Origin of the sequence: Plesiomonas sp., assembly GCF_051652165.1 — a bacterium.
GTDB lineage: Bacteria > Pseudomonadota > Gammaproteobacteria > Enterobacterales > CAMTGL01 > Plesiomonas.
Map to the genome: position 1 here is coordinate 31,541 of NZ_JBOFTR010000009.1, position 20,441 is coordinate 51,981.

At 46.2% G+C, this 20,441-nt stretch carries 11 protein-coding genes; 8 read left to right on the plus strand and 3 right to left on the minus strand.

From position 1 onward, the window contains the following. Window positions 1-6 precede the first annotated feature (6 nt). Window positions 7-1,518 (minus strand): beta-barrel assembly-enhancing protease, encoded by a 1,512-nt coding sequence (locus ACRC53_RS07430; RefSeq protein ID WP_438642856.1) that lies wholly within the window; start codon window positions 1,516-1,518, stop codon window positions 7-9. A 117-nt stretch (window positions 1,519-1,635) separates the two neighbouring features. On the opposite strand from ACRC53_RS07430, the gene ACRC53_RS07435 reads away from it, so the two are divergent. Continuing rightward, on the plus strand, window positions 1,636-1,857 hold the full coding sequence (locus ACRC53_RS07435; RefSeq protein WP_438642857.1) for a hypothetical protein: 222 nt from the start codon (window positions 1,636-1,638) through the stop codon (window positions 1,855-1,857). A gap of 24 nt (window positions 1,858-1,881) precedes the next feature. After that, a complete protein-coding gene (locus tag ACRC53_RS07440) occupies window positions 1,882-2,952 on the plus strand; it encodes an AI-2E family transporter (RefSeq protein WP_438642858.1) in 1,071 nt (356 codons plus the stop codon). Between the two features lie 87 nt (window positions 2,953-3,039). On the opposite strand, the gene bcp is transcribed toward ACRC53_RS07440, so the two are convergent. After that, the gene (gene bcp / locus ACRC53_RS07445; RefSeq protein WP_438642859.1) at window positions 3,040-3,510 is read right to left on the minus strand and encodes a thioredoxin-dependent thiol peroxidase; all 471 of its coding nucleotides are present in this window, start codon (window positions 3,508-3,510) and stop codon (window positions 3,040-3,042) included. Window positions 3,511-3,615: 105 nt separating this feature from the next. Beyond that, complete coding sequence (locus tag ACRC53_RS07450; protein ID WP_438642860.1) at window positions 3,616-4,185, minus strand: glycine cleavage system transcriptional repressor; 570 nt, start codon at window positions 4,183-4,185, stop codon at window positions 3,616-3,618. 152 nt (window positions 4,186-4,337) lie between these two features. On the opposite strand from ACRC53_RS07450, the gene dapA reads away from it, so the two are divergent. The 6 genes from dapA to ACRC53_RS07480 all read left to right on the plus strand — a co-directional run bounded on the left by dapA (window position 4,338) and on the right by ACRC53_RS07480 (window position 20,339). After that, window positions 4,338-5,216: a 4-hydroxy-tetrahydrodipicolinate synthase gene (dapA, locus tag ACRC53_RS07455; protein WP_438642861.1), complete on the plus strand. Its 879-nt coding sequence runs from the start codon at window positions 4,338-4,340 to the stop codon at window positions 5,214-5,216. A 15-nt stretch (window positions 5,217-5,231) separates the two neighbouring features. Continuing rightward, entirely contained in the window at window positions 5,232-6,308 is a 1,077-nt protein-coding gene (bamC, locus tag ACRC53_RS07460; RefSeq protein ID WP_438642862.1) for an outer membrane protein assembly factor BamC, read from the plus strand. 174 nt (window positions 6,309-6,482) lie between these two features. Next, the gene (purC, locus tag ACRC53_RS07465; protein WP_438642863.1) at window positions 6,483-7,196 is read left to right on the plus strand and encodes a phosphoribosylaminoimidazolesuccinocarboxamide synthase; all 714 of its coding nucleotides are present in this window, start codon (window positions 6,483-6,485) and stop codon (window positions 7,194-7,196) included. A gap of 483 nt (window positions 7,197-7,679) precedes the next feature. Then, window positions 7,680-8,618, plus strand: coding sequence for a KPN_02809 family neutral zinc metallopeptidase (gene ypfJ / locus ACRC53_RS07470; protein WP_438642864.1), 939 nt, complete (start codon window positions 7,680-7,682; stop codon window positions 8,616-8,618). Between the two features lie 416 nt (window positions 8,619-9,034). Next, window positions 9,035-17,716 (plus strand): GH36-type glycosyl hydrolase domain-containing protein, encoded by an 8,682-nt coding sequence (locus tag ACRC53_RS07475; protein WP_438642865.1) that lies wholly within the window; start codon window positions 9,035-9,037, stop codon window positions 17,714-17,716. A gap of 244 nt (window positions 17,717-17,960) precedes the next feature. Continuing rightward, window positions 17,961-20,339, plus strand: coding sequence for a tRNA(Met) cytidine acetyltransferase TmcA (locus ACRC53_RS07480; RefSeq protein WP_438642866.1), 2,379 nt, complete (start codon window positions 17,961-17,963; stop codon window positions 20,337-20,339). Window positions 20,340-20,441: the final 102 nt, after the last annotated feature.

The following is a 20,441-nucleotide window of genomic DNA, read 5'->3' on the forward strand; positions in this document are numbered from 1 at the left end:
GCCCCATTATTTGAACTTGCTATAGCGGCTTTGCAGTTGGCGCAATTGATCTATGCGTGCATCGTAGCGCGCTTGTTTGAGGCTATTGAGTGCGACCATTTTGCTTGCCGAAGAGAGCAAATTAATCGCTTCGTCAAAGTTTCCTTGTAACGCACTGTTTTCTGCACGAGCGGCAAGTTCGGCATCTCGCTGGTTTAAGTTTGCATATACTTCGGCAGATAAACCCCATGCATTCATATCAGTAGGATTGGCAAATGTGTAACGCTCTAACAAACGTGCCGCGTCTTGGCTTCGGCCTGCTTTTAAATATGTATTGGCAAGATTAAGTTGTAAAACGGGATTATTTGGCCGAGCTTGCAGCGCCTTTTGTAAACGCTTGATTGCATCAGCACTGCGTTTTTGCTCGATATCGATATCTGTCATTAAATCGATATACCACAGGTTATTAGGTTGTTGGCTGAGTAACGGCTGCAGCTCGCTTCGGGCTTGATCAAATTTACGATTTTGATAATTAAATAACGCTTTACCGTATTGTGCGGCCGTTTTTTCCTGTGCGTTTCCTTGCTTAAGTTGTTGATCAAGCAGAGCGTTTGACAGCATACGATCACCACTACCATACATACCCAATAAACGAATTTTAGCCAATTGAAAATCAAGTGATAGTGCCGGATGGCGTTGTGGCATGCTACCTGCACGCGTTTGAGCTTCGGCTAAACGGCTTTCTGGCAGTGGGTGTGTTAATAAAATTTCAGGGGGTTTACTGGCATAACGGTACTGTGCGGCGAGTTTTTCCAAAAAGGAAGGAGAACCTTGCGGATCAAAACCGGCTCGCGATAATAAAGCAATACCGATACGATCGGCCTCTTGTTCATTACTTTGTGTAAATGAGATCATATTTTGTTGTGAGCCCGCAAGCGTGCTACTCAGGGCTGCCATTCCCATTTGCGGGTTCGCCATTGCTAACAGTATTGAACCAATAGTAGCTGCCCATGTTAGAGGCGCAGAGCGTTGTTGTTCTTCCATTGCGCGTGCTAAGTGGCGCTGAGTCACATGTGAAATTTCATGTGCCATCACAGAGGCGAGCTCGCTTTCATTGTCAGCCGTTAAAATCAAACTTGAGTGCAAAACAACATTGCCACCAAAAAAAGCAAACGCATTTAAGTTATTATTGCGAATAAGTAAGAAATGAAAGGGTGTGCGTACGGAGTCAGCTTGTTTAACTAAACGCTCACCTAAGTTATTCAAGTAGCCAGTTAAAAGAGGGTCATAAATGAGTGGTGCACTGCCACGCATTTGGCGCAGATAAAAATCACCAAGTTCGAGCTCTTGATTAATACTCAGAACACTACCGCCTGCGGTACCAATATCGGGTAAATCTTGACTGATGGATTGATCTGCACCTAACCCCGGCAGTGTTTGTGGTATCGCTGCATTGGCTGATGGTAACATTACACTGCTGTTCAATAATGCGGCAGTAAGAAGTGTGGCGATTACTGAACGAGATAGTCGGAGCATCATGATCTTCTCTATACAATCCTTAGTTTACAATAGACCCAAATCAGCACGGGAAGTTCTTCTGCTGATGAGTGCTCTCCTTTACAATATCGCCACATCTTACACTGTCAGCAAGATGTTATGGAAATGATTCAGATTGATTTACGTGCGCTGCGTTGTCCACTTGTATTGTTACAGGTAAAAACAGCATTGCGAATGAACCCCAGTGCTTGTTATATGCAATTTTTCCTTGCGAGTACTGCAGAACTTACCGATATTGCGCGTGTGGTACAAGCTGCTGGTTGGCGCGTTTCTCATTACCTCGAATCTCAGGCCGTTGTCGTTGAAATTGAGCGGGCATGAGCGTTCACAAGGAGTTTGTTGTTCATGTTAGATGTTTTGTTACGTTGGTATCGTCAGCGTTTTTCTGATCCACAAGCAATTAGTTTGGCACTAATTTTACTGCTTGGATTTGGCACGCTGTATTTTTTTAGCAGTTTAATTACGCCACTTTTAGTGGCACTGGTGTTGGCCTATTTGCTTGAGTGGCCAGTAACTCGTTTGGTCAAATGGGGCTTGCCACGTACAGCTTCAGTGGCTATCGTGATGTCGGCTTTTGTCGGTATTATGCTCGTCTCTTTATTGGTATTAGTACCAAATTTGTGGCAGCAGTGCGCTAATTTAGCGCGCGATACTCCTGCAATGTTGAATAAATTTCACGATTATGTCGGCTCGCTACCAGATCACTATCCTGATTACATTGATTACTCGATGATTGATACCCTGACTTCTAGCTTAAAAGATAAATTGTTGGCTGTAGGGGAATCAGTGCTTAAATTGTCATTAGCATCACTGGTGAATCTTGTTGCGCTGGCAGTGTATTTAGTCCTCGTGCCTTTAATGGTCTTTTTTCTGCTCAAAGACAAAACCCAGATGTTTACGGGTGTGATGCGTTTTCTGCCCAAAAACCGCTATCTGGTTGGCAAAGTATGGACTGAGATGAATCAGCAGATCACCAACTACATTCGTGGGAAAGTGATAGAGATTATGGTGGTCGGCATTGCTACCTATCTGACATTTATCTTCTTTGGTTTGCATTACCCACTGCTGTTGGCAGTGCTGGTCGGGCTATCGGTCTTGATCCCCTATATTGGTGCGGCATTGGTGACGATTCCGGTGGCACTGGTGGCGCTATCACAATGGGGGCTTTCAACCGAATACTGGTATTTGCTGGTGGCATATCTGGTGATTCAGGGACTAGATGGTAATGTGCTGGTGCCGGTGCTGTTCTCGGAAGCTGTGAACCTGCATCCGCTGATGATCATTATTTCCGTGCTGGTTTTTGGCGGGCTCTGGGGTTTTTGGGGGGTATTTTTCGCCATTCCGCTGGCTACCCTTATTAAGGCTGTGGTTAATGTTTGGCCTGCGGCAGAAGAGCCGCCGATGGAAGTGGCATAAACACTTTTTTGAAGCGGATAATGTTGAATCAGGTAATAAAAAAAGGGCATCTCATGCCCTTTTTTGTTTTATCTAGCGGGAAGCCAGTTATTGCGCAGTGGCAAGATAACTGAGTACGGCCTCGTGGTGATCTTTGGTTTTAAAATTGTCAAACACGTGGGCAATAACCCCATTTTCATCAATGAGGAAGCTGATACGGTGAATACCGTCATACACTTTCCCCATAAATTTTTTCTCACCCCAAACACCAAATAATTCAGCAACGTGGTGTTGCTCGTCGGATAACAGTGTGAAATTTAGCATCTCTTTTTCAGCAAACCGCGAGAGCTTTTCTGGTTTATCAGTACTAATACCTAAAACATCAACACCATAGGCTTTGAGTTCACTGTTGCTATCACGTAAGCCACACGCCTGTACCGTACAACCGGGCGTCATGGCTTTAGGGTAGAAGTACACCAATACTTTTCCACCTTGATAATCATGTAGACTGATCTCTTCACTATCTTGATCAAGCAGAGTAAAGGCAGGGGCTTTATCACCAACTTTCAGTGTGTGCATAACATCATAATCCTTGCTGCGATGATGGATTTTTTTAATCGAGTTATCAAGTAAGCTAACGAGCAACGTATTTTTGTGAATATAATCAGTTCATTAACTTATTTTTCAACTATTTTGCATAGCGTGTGGTTGTGTATGCAGTACAAGATTAATCATACCTTGTGCCCCTAATTTTTGGCATAATGCATGAAAATCATCAATCAATGTTTGCTGTTTGGGGGCTGAAATGTGGCTGTGCGCTGCAATTTGAATACTCAGTAGAGGAGTGCTGTGCGGTCGTGCAACCGTTTTTGAGGCTAACTCTGCAATATCTAGTTGGCGCGAAGCAAAAAAATCAGTGAATTTTTCGATAATATGCGCTGAGTCATCAACATCTATTTGTACCCAAACTGTGGCAGGATAAGGCTGTTTGGGGTTGCATTCTGTACGCTTCATCACAATCATCAAATCCAGCTCTGCACCGATTAAAGGCAGTGTAGATTCAATTCGAGCAATCGCATTCCAACTGCCAGAGAGCAGCATAATAAAAGTAAACTCGCCACCAAGCAGTGCTAGTCGGCTATCTTCTATATTGCAATCGCAACTGCTGACATGCCGAGTAATGGTATTCACAATGCCTGGGCGATCAGCGCCAAGAGCCGTAAGAACTAAATAGTGTGCTTGAATATCCTGCACGACAATCTCCCCTAAAAGCATGGATTATTGATGTTAACACAAAAATTTTCGTTTCTGCGGGGCAAAACGCAACGAGATTCGTGTTGTGTTACTTGCATTTGTGCGTCAGTAAAAAGTACCATGATCAGCCAAAACTCAAGGGAGAAAATCAGATGTTTTCAGGAAGCATTGTAGCACTAGTAACGCCACTGGATCAGGCCGGAGAAGTTGATTATGCAAGCCTGAAAAAATTGGTGGAGTATCATATCAACAGTGGCACAAATGCGATTGTTGCGATGGGAACCACCGGTGAATCAGCAACCTTGAGTGTAGAAGAGCATATTAAAGTTGTATTGAAGACACTCGAGTATGCCAGTGGGCGTATTCCTGTACTTGCAGGTACAGGGGCTAATGCTACTGCTGAAGCGATTACACTGACTAAAATGTTTAATGATACCGGTGTTGTTGGCTGCTTGAGTGTTACACCATACTATAATAAGCCTACCCAAGAGGGATTATTCCACCATTATAAAGCCATTGCTGAACAGACAGATTTGCCGCAAATTCTTTATAATGTACCAGGCCGTACAGGGTGTGATTTGTTACCAGAAACAGTGGGGCGTTTGGCTCAGATCCCCAATATTGTGGCACTCAAAGAGGCAACAGGTGATATTGCACGGGTAAAGCAAATTCATGCACTAACGGGCTCTGACTTTGCATTGCTCAGTGGTGATGATGCATCAGCACTTGATTTTATCCGTGAAGGTGGTTGTGGTGTCATCTCTGTTACCGCTAACGTTGCTGCTGCTGATATGAGTAAAATGTGTGCACTTGCTTTAGCTGGTGATTTTGCTGCTGCACAGGCAATTAACGAAAAATTAATGCCATTGCACCATGAGTTATTTATTGAGTCCAACCCGATTCCGGTAAAGTGGGCTTGTTATCGTTTAGGTATGATGAGTGGTAACATGTTACGCTTGCCACTATTGCCGTTGAGTGATGCTGCAACGCCACGTGTTGAACAGGCATTAGTTGCAGCAGGTTTACTCTAATTTTGGGGAGTTGGAATGGCTCACTTGTTTAAAGGCACTGCGGTGCTAAAAAATACGCTGTCAGTGAAAAGTGTGCTCGGATTATCGTTAGTGATGGCGTTAACCGCCTGTTCATCTGATGCTAATCGTTATAAACGTGAAGTAAATGGTAATGACAGTTATCTAAATAGTGTTGCACCAGAGACACTCGTTTGGCCGACGGGGATTTCAGCACCACTGCCCTCTAATGACTATTTGATTCCAGCTGCAACACAAGGTGCAGTTGGTAAACAAGTTGATATTCGCCCACCTGTACAAGTTATGCCATTACTTAAAGGGGCACGCACGCAGTTAGACAGTGATACTGCTGTCGTTACGCTTGATTCTAGTGTGTACTCTGTTGACAATTTATGGCGTAATTTATTGGGCACACTACAACGCGAGAAAATTGCGATTGCAGCTCAAACGCCTGCTGATATGACACTGACAACCGATTGGGTTAGTTGGAGACAAGGTTCTGATAATGAAACGGTACGTGCTCGTTACCAGATCAGCGTGAAGGGTGAAGATTACAATACTCAGCTTGTTAGCCGTTTGACTGATTTACAAGATAGTACCGGCCAAAGCATTACTGTAGCAACTGAACGCTCACGTTATAATGCAATGATGCTCAACCGTATTATGATGAGTATGGATGAGCAGGTTCGCACAGAAGAAGCGGCGCGTTTAGCCACAGAAAATAGTGATATGCCTGTGATTGCCAGCCAAGATAATACCGGTTTACCGGTTTATGTTGTACGTGCTGGATATGACAGTGTTTGGGCTCGCTTACCAGAAACACTCGCGAAGTTAGGCTTTAGTGTTGATGATCGTAATCGTCCACAAGGTCAACTAACACTGTCATATCGAAATATCGGTGATGATGGTTGGAAAGCGTTAGGCACTTCAGACCCTGAATTGCCAGGAAAAGCCTATAAACTGCAAGTGGGCGATTTAGGTAATCGCACAACAATAGCACTGACTGACTCTGATGGAAAACCGCTGTCAGACAGTGTATTTAAGGCCTTGTTGCCCGCGATGCAAGCTGCATTTGGTAATAATGCAACACCATAATTATGATGATAAAAAGGGGCTAAAGCCCCTTTTTTTATCCTTAATATTTAACCGGTTTTACGCTTAAATGGGCAAGCTTACTGCACAAACATAAACATGTGCTGTGAGCATTGAGACGGTATACGATTTTACTGAAGCACCTTCAATCATTGAAATGGACATGGAGTAGTAACAATGCAGAAGCAAGCTGAACTGTATCGTGGTAAAGCAAAGACGGTTTACAATACTGAAAATCCAGATTTTTTGGTTTTAGAGTTTCGTAATGATACTTCTGCTTTTGATGGTCAGCGTATTGAGCAGCTTGATCGTAAAGGAATGGTGAATAATAAATTTAACTATTTCATTATGACTAAATTGGCAGAGGCAGGGATCCCGACTCAGATGGAGCGTTTGCTTTCTGATACCGAAGCTTTGGTGAAGAGACTGGATATGGTGCCGGTTGAGTGCGTGGTACGTAACCGTGCTGCAGGTTCATTAGTTCGCCGTTTAGGTGTACAAGAGGGCATGGAGCTGACTCCGCCAACTTTTGAGATGTTCCTAAAAAATGATGAGCTGCATGATCCAATGGTCAATGAGTACCATTGCCGTTCATTTGGTTGGGTCAGTGATGAACATCTTGATCGCATGAAGACCTTGAGTTTTCAGATTAACGGTGTATTACAAGCTCTGTTTGCTGATGCAGGTTTGATTTTAGTTGATTACAAACTTGAGTTTGGCCTATTTCACGGTGAGATCGTTCTAGGTGATGAGTTTTCGCCAGATGGTTGCCGTTTATGGGATAAAGATACACTGAAAAAGTTGGATAAAGACCGTTATCGTCAAGGATTAGGAGGCGTAGTTGAAGCTTATGAAGAGGTCGCACAACGTTTAGGTATCGTATTGGCTTAACGTTTTTTTTGAAAAAAAAAGCAATCGTTTACCTTTGCCGCTCTCCATACAACAGGGCATGTACTGCTGAGTATTTGCCCTGTCTTTTTTTCTAAAAAATCAGTAATCGCTGTGTGTTTTTTGAGTGAAATTGATTGATTTTTCGCATTATGCTGTTTTCTCATCTCATCTCATCTCATCTCATCTCATCTCATCTCATCTCATCTCATCTCATCTCATCTCATCTCATCTCATCTCATCTCATCTCATCTCATTTTTATTGTTGATATGAACAGTGATGCTAATAAGCCTATTCAGTAGGCTATGTTCAATTCAATCGGGCAAAATAGAGGAAAAAACAGCCACAAATGCCTACGCTTTAACCTGTTGAGAGCCGGTATGTGGATATGGCGTTGTTGAGACGTTACCCTGTATGCATAAAAGTGTGTATGGCAGCAAAATACTGGGCTATGTAAGTTCAATAATGCTGTCACTGGAGGCTGTATGCGTTGGCGTGATAAACGAGAAAGTTCAAATGTGGAAGATCGTAGAGATGATCAAGCAGATAGTGGTTTTGATAATCGTGAAATGAGAGGCGGTTTTCCGATAGGAGGTGGAAAGGGCCGTATCATTATTTTATTGATCGTGATTGGAGGGCTATTTTTTGGTGTTGATTTAACCGGACTACTCGGCCCTGGAAATGGTCTTTCGGGTATTTTGCCCACAGATAATGTGCAATCTATTCCGGTTTCCCCTTTACCGCCTTCAGGTTCAGTGCAACCAATGAAGAAAACTACACCCAACGATGAGCTGGCAAAATTTACCTCGGTTGTTTTAGCATCAACCGAAGATGTGTGGGGGGAGTTATTTCAGCAAAATCATCAAACATATCAACAACCGCGTTTAGTGCTATATCGAAATATGACAGGAACAGGTTGCGGAACAGGGCAAGCGGTCATGGGGCCGTTTTACTGCCCAGCCGATAAAACAGTCTATATTGACTTGTCGTTCTATCAAGATCTAAAAAATAAGCTGGGAGCACCAGGTGATTTTGCTCAAGCCTATGTGGTTGCGCATGAGGTTGGACACCACGTACAGCAACAACTGGGTATTGAGGCGAAAGTCAGAAAAGCACAAAGAGGTTTGAGTGAAGCTAAGGCAAACCAGTTGTCCGTTAAAATGGAGCTGCAAGCAGACTGTTTTGCTGGTGTTTGGGCACATTATATTCAAAAAGAGCAATCACTAGAAACGGGGGATATTGAAGAGGCATTGAATGCGGCAGAGGCTATTGGCGATGATCGTTTACAAAAACAAGCCAGTGGGCGTGTTATTCCTGATAGTTTTACCCATGGTACATCAGCACAGCGAGTCAACTGGTTTCAGCGAGGGTTTAATTCAGGAAAACCTTCTCAATGCGACACGTTTTCTACTGCAACACGTTAACTTGCTGATGAGTCTGTTTAACGGTATATGCATAAGAAGATAATCAAACATTAAGCATGAGTGGTGTATTCGCGTAGTACCCATTATGCATATCGTTTTACTGCTTTGGTATACAGATTGCTATCGTATACCAAAGTTTGTGTATGGTTAATATTGTTTAGTGTTAATCATACGTTAAATATATGGCATGAGTAATTTTATATCTTATTGATTATTCAGTGCTAACTAAATAATCATGCTATTTTTTCTGCTGTTTATCCCACCAAAGTATTAATTCTCTGTGTGCCGACGTACTAAGCATTTGTAGCCTATAGTTATACAACAGGGCGTTCAGTGTATGGACGTGAATGTATATTGCTGTCATTTCTTACAGCCGCGAGGTTTAGGTTAACTCGCACTGATAACAGGACTGTATCGTGAGTGAGAATCTTTTTTCAGTAATACACACGTGGGTAAATCGCTGGAAACATTGGCAACACCCAGAAGCAGCCGGTTTGCAAGAAAATACACCATTACGGGCAGAACTCTTTAGTGTCGAGCAAATGGTGCGCCATGGAAAAGTGCTGGCACGATCGCACAAAATCACAACACAAGCATACCCTGATCGGCTATTAAAGCGTTTAGAAGATAACGAACAGGTTTTGGTGCGCTGTTGCCAACTCTTACAAGCCTCAACACAAACTCAGCAATTATCCCCTGCCGGAGAGTGGTTACTTGATAACTACTATCTGGTTGAGGAGCAAATTCATTTAATTCACCAGAGCTTACCTAAAAAATATGGGCGGGGATTACCACGTTTAAGCAATACTAATCAGCAAGGTATTCCACGGGTCTATGATATTGCATTAGAAGCGATTGCACACAGTGATGGCCATTGGGATGCCGACAGTTTTAGTGGTTTTATCAGTGCTTATCAGACGTTATCTGATCTAAGTTTAGGTGAGCTGTGGGCACTGCCTATTATGTTACGCCTTGCACTGATTGAAAACTTACGCCGCATTGCACTGTGTCAGATAGAGGATATACAACAGGTCTCACTGGCGACTCTCTGGGCCGAACGTTTATTGAGTGTAGCGCAAGCATCTTCAGATCAGCAGTTGCAGGCAGTAGCAGAAATGGCGGCTGCACAGCTTCCCTTAACGAGTAGTTTTGTTGCTGAATTTACTCGCCGTTTGCAAGGAAAAGGTGCTGCATTAACGCTGGCCACAGACTGGTTAACGTTGCGCTTACAAGAGCAAGGTACAACCATTGAGTTAGCGATACAAACACAAGCCCAGTTACAGTCTACTCGCCAATTATCAATCAGTAACTGTATAAGTAGCTTACGCCGTTTAGAGGAGATGAACTGGCTTGAGTTTGTTGAAACAATGAGTGTGACTGAGCACATTTTACGCACAGACCCTTGTGGTGTGTATGCGAAAATGGATTTTACTACTCGTGATACTTATCGGCATGTTATTGAACGTTTAGCACGTGGAAGCCGCGATAAATGCAGTGAACCGGTTGTTGCTCGTAAGGTGTTAGAGTTGGCAGAGCAAGCAGCATTACGCTGTGCAACAGATGATAGACATACTCACGTTGGCTACTACCTGATTGGTGATGGTCTTGCTTTCGTTGAGGTGATGCTCGGTATTCGGCGAGGTGTAAGTGCTATTTTACACCAAACGTTAAAAAAGTATGCGCTACACGCGTATATTTTGGCTATTGTGGTAGGGGCAATATTACCCGTAGGGCTGATGGCATTGGTTAGTCGCCCTGTTCATTGGTTATTACAGGCAGTACTGGGTATTAGCGGTTTAGTCGCATTTAGTCAGTTAGCATTATCTTTGATTAACGAACTGCTGACGCGGCAGGTGCGTCCGGCACATCTTCCAAAAGTGGATTATTCACAAGGGCTGCCACCTGAGTGCCGATCTTTAGTTGCTGTGCCGATGCTATTGCGCAGCAAGGCTCAGATTGATGAGGCGGTTGCCGCACTGGAGGTTCGGTATCTGGCTAACCCAGATGCCTATTTGCATTTTGCATTGTTAACAGATTTTATTGATGCGCCACAACAAGTTATGCCTGAAGACGGTGCTCTACTGGCACACGCTAAACAGCAAATATTGAATTTAAACCAGCGAATTAATGATGATACGCGTAGCAGCGTCTTTTTTTTGTTTCACCGTAACAGACGCTGGAATAACGGTGAGCAGTGCTGGATGGGCTATGAGCGTAAACGTGGGAAATTGGCTGCACTGAATGCCTTTTTATTAGGGCGTAATGCTGATGCCTTTGACAGTATAACTGGGCGACGTGCAGTACTGAGTAATGTGCGTTATGTGATAACTCTAGACCTCGATACCCAACTTCCACCCGGTGTAGCACGCCAACTCATTGGTACTTTAGCCCATCCACTGAATCAGGCTGTTTATGATCCTATTTGTCAGCGGGTAATTACTGGCTATGCTATTTTGCAGCCACGTATTGCAGAGATGATCCCCGAACAGGGGCCAAATAGATATACCCAAATTTGTGGCGCAGAGTCAGGGCTTGATCCTTATACCCGTACTGTTTCTGATGTATACCAAGATTTGTTTGGTGAAGGCTCTTTTATCGGTAAGGGGATTTACGATCTGGCGGTATTTGAGCGTGTCTTGTCTGATCGCTGGCCAGATAATCAAGTATTAAGCCATGATTTACTTGAAGGTTGTTACGCCCGATCTGGCTTGATCAGTGATATTACGCTATATGAGCCGCCGGTTGAAAACTATCTGGTTGATGTTGCTCGTCGTAGCCGTTGGATCAGAGGAGATTGGCAATTATTTCCATGGTTACGCCGTAAGCTGCGCAACACACAAGGCCAGTATGAGCACAATACCTTATCGGCATTATCACAGTGGAAACTGTTTGACAACCTGCGACGTAGTATCGTACCGATAACGACACTCGTTGTGTTACTGAGTAGCTTATTGTTGTGTTCCCCGCTTGTTGTGGCTGTTTTATTGGCCGCATTACTTGTTGGATTACCCCTCATGGCGTTATTGCTTGATATAGCAGCGATGCCAACTGAGATTGTTTTATATCAATACTGGCGTTTGAGCGTGAAACAGATGTTCTCTCGTCTATCTCAGCGCAGTATTGAGCTTTTGTTATTACCTTTTGAAGCGCATTACCAAACCAACGCGATAACAACCGCACTTTGGCGAATGCTAGTGAGCCGAGTCCGATTATTAGAGTGGACTACAGCGGAAGTTACACAGCAAAATGCAAAAAACGAAGTCAGTATCTTCTATCGTCGGATGTGGTTCTCGGTGGTATGTGCGCTGCTGATCCCTGCGATGGTCTGGTGGTTTGCTCCACATAATAGTCTAATTGCTCTTTTACTCGGTGTTGGCTGGTTGGTTGCACCTGCGTTATTAGCTTATATCAGTCAGCCCATTACGCGTAAAAATATACCGCTGGATATGTCACAACAGGCCTATTTACGCCAGTTGAGCCGTGAAACATGGGGCTTTTTTGAAACGTTCGTCAATGCAGATGAAAATTACCTGCCACCCGATAATTTTCAGGAAGTGCCTGAACCTGTCGTTGCTCACCGTACCTCGCCGACCAATATTGGATTATTGTTGTTAGCTAACCTAACGGCATTTGATTTTGGTTATATTACCCGCCATAACCTATTACAACGTTGCACATTAACACTCAATACACTTGATCAACTTGGGCGTTATCGAGGTCACTTTTATAACTGGTACGATACACAAACACTCAGGCCACTGTATCCACGCTATATCTCGACAGTAGACAGCGGTAACTTGGCTGGACATTTGCTGATCCTTCGTCGTGGATTGTTGGCGTTGCGCGCGCCATTACAACATGACTCCGTACAACACAACGAACATAGCGTATTGCATTCGGCCCCTGATATTGCACGTTTACAGCTTGCTATGCAGGGAATGACAGACACACTGAATTTGCTTTGTCGAGCACTGTCTGACAGGGCATCGCCAATATGTGAGCAGCAGATTAGCGCACTAAAAACAGCGTTGGTTGATGATCTTACTCACCGTATTACCGATTGTGATTCTGCGCATACTTGGTTTGGCGATCTGTACCAACAGGCTTTCGCACTTAATCTCTATATTCAAGATACCTACAGTAGCCATGTTGCTCGCCGCTGGTCACAGGCTTTAGTGCAGCAGGTTGAGGATATACAGCAAGAGCTGGCGCTAAGTCAGGAGCAACTGCTACAACAAAATGCACAGATTACCCAGCTTGCGGCACGGCTCTTTGATTTTGCCAAAATGGATTTTGAGTTTTTGTTTGATCCTGCCAAGCAGCTATTACGGGTCGGTTATAACCTTGACTCTCGTCATTTTGATCAGGGGCATTATGATCTTTTACAGTCAGAGGCGCGGCTTGGGCATTTTCTGGCTATTGCACTACACCAAATTCCAGTAAAAAGTTGGTTTAACTTGGGGCGGTTGCTTTCAGTGGTTGAAGGGCGAGCGGTATTGACATCATGGAGCGGTTCGATGTTTGAATATCTGATGCCGCAGTTGGTGATGCCTTCTTATCACGATACGATGATTACTCAAACTTGCCGCAACGCTGTATTGCAGCAGATCAGTTACGGTAAGCAGATGATGATCCCATGGGGGATCTCAGAATCAGGTTATAACCAAGTTGACGGGCAATTTAACTATCAATATCGCGCATTTGGTGTACCTGGCTTAGGGCTAAAACGCGGTTTGACCGAAGATCGGGTCATTGCCCCGTATGCCACTATGATGGCATTAATGCTTGAGCCTGATGCGGCTTGTCAGAACCTTCAGGCGCTGCAAGCGATCGGCGCTCGCGGTACTTTTGGTTTTTATGAAGCGTTGGATTTTACCCCGAGCCGGTTAAACCGTAGTGAGCCACATGTGCTAATTCGCTCCTATATGGCTCATCATCAGGGAATGGGCTTTTTAGCACTGGCTCATCAATTACTTGGCCAAAAAATGCCGCAGCGTTTTACTGCTGAACCGCTGTTTAGAGCGGCACATTTGTTGCTGCAAGAAAAAATGCCAAAAGCCATTAATTTGTACGTACAACGCCAACAATTTGAGCCCATTACTCATGAGACTCAGCACAGTGATGATGTGCAGCGGCGGTTCTATGCACAAGATCTGAGCTCGCCTGAAATCCAGTTGCTTTCAAACTCACGCTATCATGTGATGTTAAGCCAGAGCGGTGCCGGTTATAGCCGGTGGCAAAATCTGGCGCTCACTCGCTGGCGGGCCGACTCAACCACCGAGAAATACGGGTTATTTTGTTATATCCGTGATCTGGATACAGGCAGTTATAGCAGTATCAGTTGCCAGCCACTTGGGGTAACAACGGAACTGTTTGATAGCGACTATCAGGCCGTATTTTCAGAGTCAAAGGTCGAATATCAACAAGCATTGTCACAGTTGAAAGTACATACCGAAGTGGTGGTTTCACCGGAAGATGACGTTGAATTACGCCGAATTACCCTGACAAACCTGAGCTATCAGCGTAAAAAAATTGAGCTCACCAGCTATGCGGAGGTGGTGCTTGCTCCACTGATTACCGATCAGTTACACCCTGCATTTAGTAATCTGTTTATGCAAACCGAGATTGTTGGTGGGCTGCAAACGCTGCTTTGTCATCGCCGGGCACGTACTGCAAAAGAGCAAAATCCATGGCTGTTTCATCAGTTAAATGTGCATGATTCAGTGCTAGATGGCGTGAGTTATGAAACTGATCGGGCAAAATTTATTGGCCGAGGCCGCAGTGCGGTAAATCCGTTAGCGATGCAGGCAGGGCAAGTGTTGAGTAATTCACAAGGTGCAGTACTTGATCCGGTCGTGGCGATTCGCCGGAAAATAGTACTCGAGCCTAATGCCGAGGTTACAGTCGATCTACTGCTAGGTATTGCGCCGGAACGTGAGCTCTGTTTGCAGTTGGCTGAAAAATACCATGATCGGCATTTAGCCGACCGAATTACCCATTTGGCGTGGACACACAGTCAGGTTTTTCTGCATCAAATCAACACCGTTGAAACTGAAACGCTGCTGTTTAATCGCTTGGCTGGCTTGATTCTGTTCCCTGATGCACGGTTACGTGCTGCTGCCGAGATACTGGCTGAGAATCGGTTGGGGCAATCGGGCTTATGGCCGTATGCCATTTCGGGCGATTACCCTATCGTGTTGCTCTTTATCCACCAAGCAGACGGTGTTCGCTTGATGCAACAGTTGGTACAAGCGCATGCCTATCTGCGCTTGAAAGGTTTTGCGTTTGATTTGGTGATATTGAACGAAGAGGTGGCCGGTTATCGGCAAGAGCTGCAAACTCACTTAGGCAGCCTACTCACCTCAGGCCCTGCTGCAAGCTGTATTGATCAACCCGCTGGGGTCTTTTTACGCGCAAGTCAGGCGATGCCGGCAGATGATCGGCGTTTATTACAGTCGGTTGCCGCGCTGATTCTTGACGATCAGTTCGGATCGCTACCCGATCAGCTCAGTGTTGCTCGATCTTTCCCTCGTCAGCTTGATATCCCTGAAAATATATCGCCTGCAAGAGAAATAGAGAGTGAACCGGTCTGCCACTATCCCCAGAGTGATCTGCGCTTTTTTAATGGATTAGGCGGTTTTAGCACAGACGGCCGTGAGTATGTGATGCTGCTCGATCAAGAGCGGAGAACGCCAGTACCATGGTCAAATATTCTGGCAAACCCACGTTTTGGCTCAGTGATCAGTGAAAGCGGGCAAGCCTATACGTGGTATCAAAATGCGCACGAATACCGCTTAACGCCGTGGAATAATGATCCGGTGAGTGATAGCAGCGGTGAGGCTTTCTATATTCGTGATCAAGACAGTGGGCAAGTTTGGTCGCCAACGGCATTACCTTGCCCCGGTACGGGGGAGTATCGTACCCGACACGGGTTTGGTTACAGTTTGTTTGAGCATACCGAGCGCGGAATTACCTCTGAGTTGCGTGTGTTTGTCGCGCGTGAACGGCCAGTAAAATTCTTCCATCTGAAATTGATTAACCGTTCAACGGAGCGTCGGCGTTTGAGTGTTACCGGATTCGTTGAGTGGATTTTAGGTGATCTGAAAAATAAAACTGCGGCACACGTAGTCACGTCGGTTGAACCGCAAACCCGTGCGGTACTGGCACGGAACAGCTATAACCAATCGGGGGATACTCGCACGGTCTTTTTTGATGTCAACTTACCTGAGCGTACGCTCTGTACTGACAGGCGCGCATTTTTAGGTGCATTGGGTCGTGAAAGTCAGCCGGTTGGGTTGAATACCGCATTTGTGACTCAGGGGACAGGCAATACGGCCAGTAGCAACGGTAAAACCGGTGCCGTTGACCCTTGTGCCGCTTTGCAAGTTAGCTTGATGCTACTGGCGGGTGAAGAGCGTGAAGTGGTGTTTATGCTGGGGGCAGAAGACTCACCAGAGCAGGCCGTGGCACTTTTACAGCATTTACGTGGGATAGGTGCTGACAGCACGATGACACTGGTAGCACATGCTGATCAGGAATTTGCCACCGTACAATGTTTCTGGCACACCACGCTGGGTGCACTGCAAGTAACAACGCCGGAGCCAGAGCTCGATCTGCTGCTCAATGGTTGGTTATTGTACCAGACCCTGACCTGCCGTTTTGAAGCCCGAAGTGGTTATTATCAATCAGGCGGCGCATTTGGTTTTCGTGATCAGTTGCAAGATTGTATGGCGCTGGTTCATGCGGCTCCGCAACTGTTACGCCAGCATTTACTGCTGGCTGCATCTCGCCAGTTTTCCGAGGGCGATGTACAACACTGGTGGCATCCACCAATGGGGCAAGGGGTGCGTACTCGCTGTTCTGATGACTACCTCTGGCTGCCGTATGTGTTGTGCCATTATGTAGCCAGCACCAGTGATATCAGCATTTTGCACGAGCCCATTCACTACCTACAAGGGCGCAGCCTCAGAGAAGGTGAAGAGTCATATTACGATGCTCCGCAGATCAGTGAGCTGAGTGAAAGCCTCTACCAACATGCCGTTCGTGCGGTGATGCACGGTCTGCGTTTTGGCGTACATGGTTTACCGTTAATGGGGTCGGGAGACTGGAATGACGGTATGGATCAGGTCGGAATTGAAGGGAAAGGGGAAAGCGTGTGGCTGGGCTTTTTCCTGTACGATGTATTGCAACGCTTTGCTGATTTGGCTGAACGAACTGATGATCTGCACATGGCCGCACTCTGTTTAGATCAGGCCCAGCAGTTACAGGCGAATTTAGAGACATCAGGCTGGGATGGCCAATGGTATCGCCGTGCATATTTTGATGATGGCACACCGCTCGGTTCAGCAAGTAATATCGAGTGCCGTATTGATTCTATCGCACAAAGCTGGTCGGTATTGTCAGAGTCGGCTGCACTTGAACGTAGCCGCTTGGCGATGCACTCGCTCAATACCCATCTGGTCAGACGGCCACAAAATATTATTCAGTTACTTGACCCACCGTTTGATCAGGCGGCACTCAACCCCGGTTATATCAAAGGCTATGTTCCCGGCGTGCGTGAGAACGGTGGCCAATACACCCATTCGGCGGTGTGGGCAACCATGGCTTTTGCCAAGTTGGGGGATAAAGAGCGGGCTTGGGAGTTAACCCGCATGCTAAACCCGATTAACCACGGTAAAACACTGGCACAGGTAGCACAATATAAGGTCGAGCCATATGTGGCCGCTGCCGATATTTATGCAGTTGAGCCTCATACAGGGCGCGGTGGCTGGACATGGTATACCGGTTCTGCCGGTTGGATGTACCGTTTGATGAGCGAGTCACTGCTGGGTATTCGCCGCAGTGGTACACGTTTGCTGATTGAACCGTGCTTGCCGGAGGAGTGGGAGAGTTATAGCCTGCGTTACCAGTATCAAGATACGCTGTATTTGATCATTGTATCGCAGGTAGATAGCGATGCAGGGATAACCATTGATGGTGTTGCCAGCCCGCACGAGGGTGTTCAGTTACATAATGATAGAAAAACGCATCAGGTGAGTATTCGTGTGTTGCGGGAAAAGGGGTTGCCCGATAAGCGTGAAACGCGCCAGCGGGCATAACCAGCGCGCCCGCTGGCATAAATCTCAGGAACGGTTATTACAAACCAAATGGCTAGTTCAACGGCTAACGCAATGGTTAGCCGAGATATAGCGCACCACGTTTGGTGACTACAATCCAAATCACGGGCAGACAACCTCTGCCCGTGATTTTCTTTTTCTGTTTCAGGTGCAGTTTTTCCGCCACCTCTGCATAATAAACAGATCTCCATGCAGGCAATATGCAATATCTGCATGAATTACCTTTATGAATCCATCACCGAGTTATTCCCGCATGGTTACACCTGTCAATTCTGATCCCCAGTTTGTGATACCAAACGCTGTTATCTCTGATATGCCTGATACTGCTTACCCACAATGGTTACAGCAGAGTGTGGCGGAAACGGCACGGCTGCATTTGGCCGGTCATCGCCGTTTATTGGTGATCAGTGGTTCAGCTGATTGGGTTGATAGGCAATCTTTGTTGATACAACAACGATTGCGGGGGGATTGGCTTAAGATGCCTGAGCAGGTGGTGTTTCGATCTGCACAAACTCTGCTTGGGCAGGAGTTTCAGCATGCAGTGTTTGATGCCCGTGCCGGATTTGATGTACAGGCATTGGCAATTGTGGCCGGAACATTAACCGCAGGAAGCTGGTTGGTTTTGCTGCTGCCCCGCTGGGCTGAGTGGGCTGCCACGCCTGATAGCGATAGCTTACGCTGGTCAGAACAGACTTCACCGATTGCAACACCGCATTTTGTGGCACACTGCCAGCGTGTTTTTGCACAGTCGTCTGTTTTTTGTTGGTGCGAGGAGAATGAGCGTGAACAGCGTGTGGCCGATGTGTTATTGAATACCGCTCCATTTACTGCCGCTCCGTTCACTGAGAGACAAACTACAGATTCTCAGCCTACCGGTATACAGTCTGCTAACACACAATCTACCGCTATATCGCTTCCTTCTATCTCATGGCTGACAGCGTGGTCACAAAGTAATACATCAGCATATGCTAAATCACCGGTGCAATGGTTGCCGCCAGATGGCACACCGACCACAGAACAGCGGGATGTTTTGCAGCGTTTGCTGGCTACTACATCAGGGATATTGAGCCTGACGGCCGCACGTGGTCGGGGAAAATCTGCTGTGGCAGGAATGTTGGCGGCTAACTGGTCAGGTAGCGGTAAAGTATGGGTAACAGCACCTAAGCGTGCTTCCGTTGATACACTGTTTTTGTATGCAACTGAGCATGCCGAGTTTTATGCTCCTGATGCTTTATTAGCACACTGTCAGCAACAGGGTCGCTCACAGATTTTTGCACAAACAGACTGGTTACTGGTTGATGAAGCGGCAGCGATACCCGCACCGTTGTTACAGGCATTGCTGCCTTTTTTCCCGCGAATATTGCTGTTAACTACAGTTCAGGGGTATGAGGGGACGGGGCGCGGTTTTGAGCTGAAATTTTGTGCAGGGCTCGCCCAGCAAGGTTATCACTGGCAGGCGTTGCGACTACAACAACCGATGCGCTGGGCAGCGGGTGATCCGCTAGAGCAGACCATTGCCGATCTGCTGTTGCTGGAGGCCGAGCATGAAATAAACCTTGCGGCCACAGCACTCGGTGATAGACCGGCGGCATTACCTGATTTGATTGAGTATAACCGCTGTATCACCGCAGATTTCAGACAACAACCTGAACGCCTGAAGCGTTTTTATGCGTTGCTAACCAGTGCGCACTACCGCACCACGCCGCTGGATTTACGGCGGTTATTGGATGCGTCAGATAACCACTCTCTTTTGGCCGAGTGTCAGACAGTAGATAAAACAGGTTCAGTATCCACACCTACACTACTTGGCGGTGTTTGGCTAATTAATGAGGGCGGGTTAAGTGCTGAACTGGCACAGGCGGTTTGGCGGGGAGAGCGCCGTCCGCGTGGGAATTTACTGGTGCAATCACTGGCTGCACACGCAGATTTACCGCAAGCCTGCCAATTGAACTCAGTACGGATCAGCCGGATTGCGGTTGCGCCTGATTACCGTCGGCAAGGGCTGGCGGCCAAGCTGGTGGATCAGGTGGTTGAGCATGCTGCGGTATCGGGGCTTGATTTTGTGTCGGTCAGCTTTGGTTTTACACCGGAACTTTGGCTGTTTTGGCAGCACTGTGGCTTTGTTCTGGCTCGTATTGGTACACAAAAAGAGGCTAGTAGCGGCTGTTATGCGGCGATGGCGCTAAAAGCGTGTTCAGCACAAGGCGCGCAGTTATGTCTGCACGCACAAGCAGACTTAGCTCACCGTTGGCCGCTGATTGCTGCCAGTGATTGGATGGATTTTCCCACCAACGCGCATCTTCCCTTGGCACTCAGCGCACAACCTGACTGGCTACTGTCACCGGCTGACCGGCGTGAACTAGAGGGGTTTGCATATACTCATCGTACACTTGAAACCAGTTGGCCTTCGCTATGTCGATTGCTTAAAGCTTCTGTGGCAGCATTACCAAATTTGCGTTCAGGTATTTTGTTGCCCACATACCCGTTAAAAGAGGCATTATTACAGCCATACAGTGAAAAACACTTGAATTACAAAGCATGGTTACGTGCATGCCGACATGAAGTTGCTGCAGAACTAGAGTCAGGTGAGTTGAAGTGGGTTTGAAAAAAAAGGCCATAAGATAACGAAAATAAAATCACCTGATAGGATACAAGCTTATTGTAAGGAGGTGGATGACATGGGATAAAAGAAAAGTCAGCGCACTGT

Bases quoted from the DNA above. Each gene is read 5' to 3' on its own strand.
- ACRC53_RS07430 (WP_438642856.1), bottom strand. From the start codon at position 1,518: ATGATGCTCCGACTATCTCGTTCAGTAATCGCCACACTTCTTACTGCC.
- ACRC53_RS07435 (WP_438642857.1), top strand. From the start codon at position 1,636: ATGGAAATGATTCAGATTGATTTACGTGCGCTGCGTTGTCCACTTGTA.
- ACRC53_RS07440 (WP_438642858.1), top strand. From the start codon at position 1,882: ATGTTAGATGTTTTGTTACGTTGGTATCGTCAGCGTTTTTCTGATCCA.
- bcp (WP_438642859.1), bottom strand. From the start codon at position 3,510: ATGCACACACTGAAAGTTGGTGATAAAGCCCCTGCCTTTACTCTGCTT.
- dapA (WP_438642861.1), top strand. From the start codon at position 4,338: ATGTTTTCAGGAAGCATTGTAGCACTAGTAACGCCACTGGATCAGGCC.
- bamC (WP_438642862.1), top strand. From the start codon at position 5,232: ATGGCTCACTTGTTTAAAGGCACTGCGGTGCTAAAAAATACGCTGTCA.
- purC (WP_438642863.1), top strand. From the start codon at position 6,483: ATGCAGAAGCAAGCTGAACTGTATCGTGGTAAAGCAAAGACGGTTTAC.
- ypfJ (WP_438642864.1), top strand. From the start codon at position 7,680: ATGCGTTGGCGTGATAAACGAGAAAGTTCAAATGTGGAAGATCGTAGA.
- ACRC53_RS07480 (WP_438642866.1), top strand. From the start codon at position 17,961: ATGAATCCATCACCGAGTTATTCCCGCATGGTTACACCTGTCAATTCT.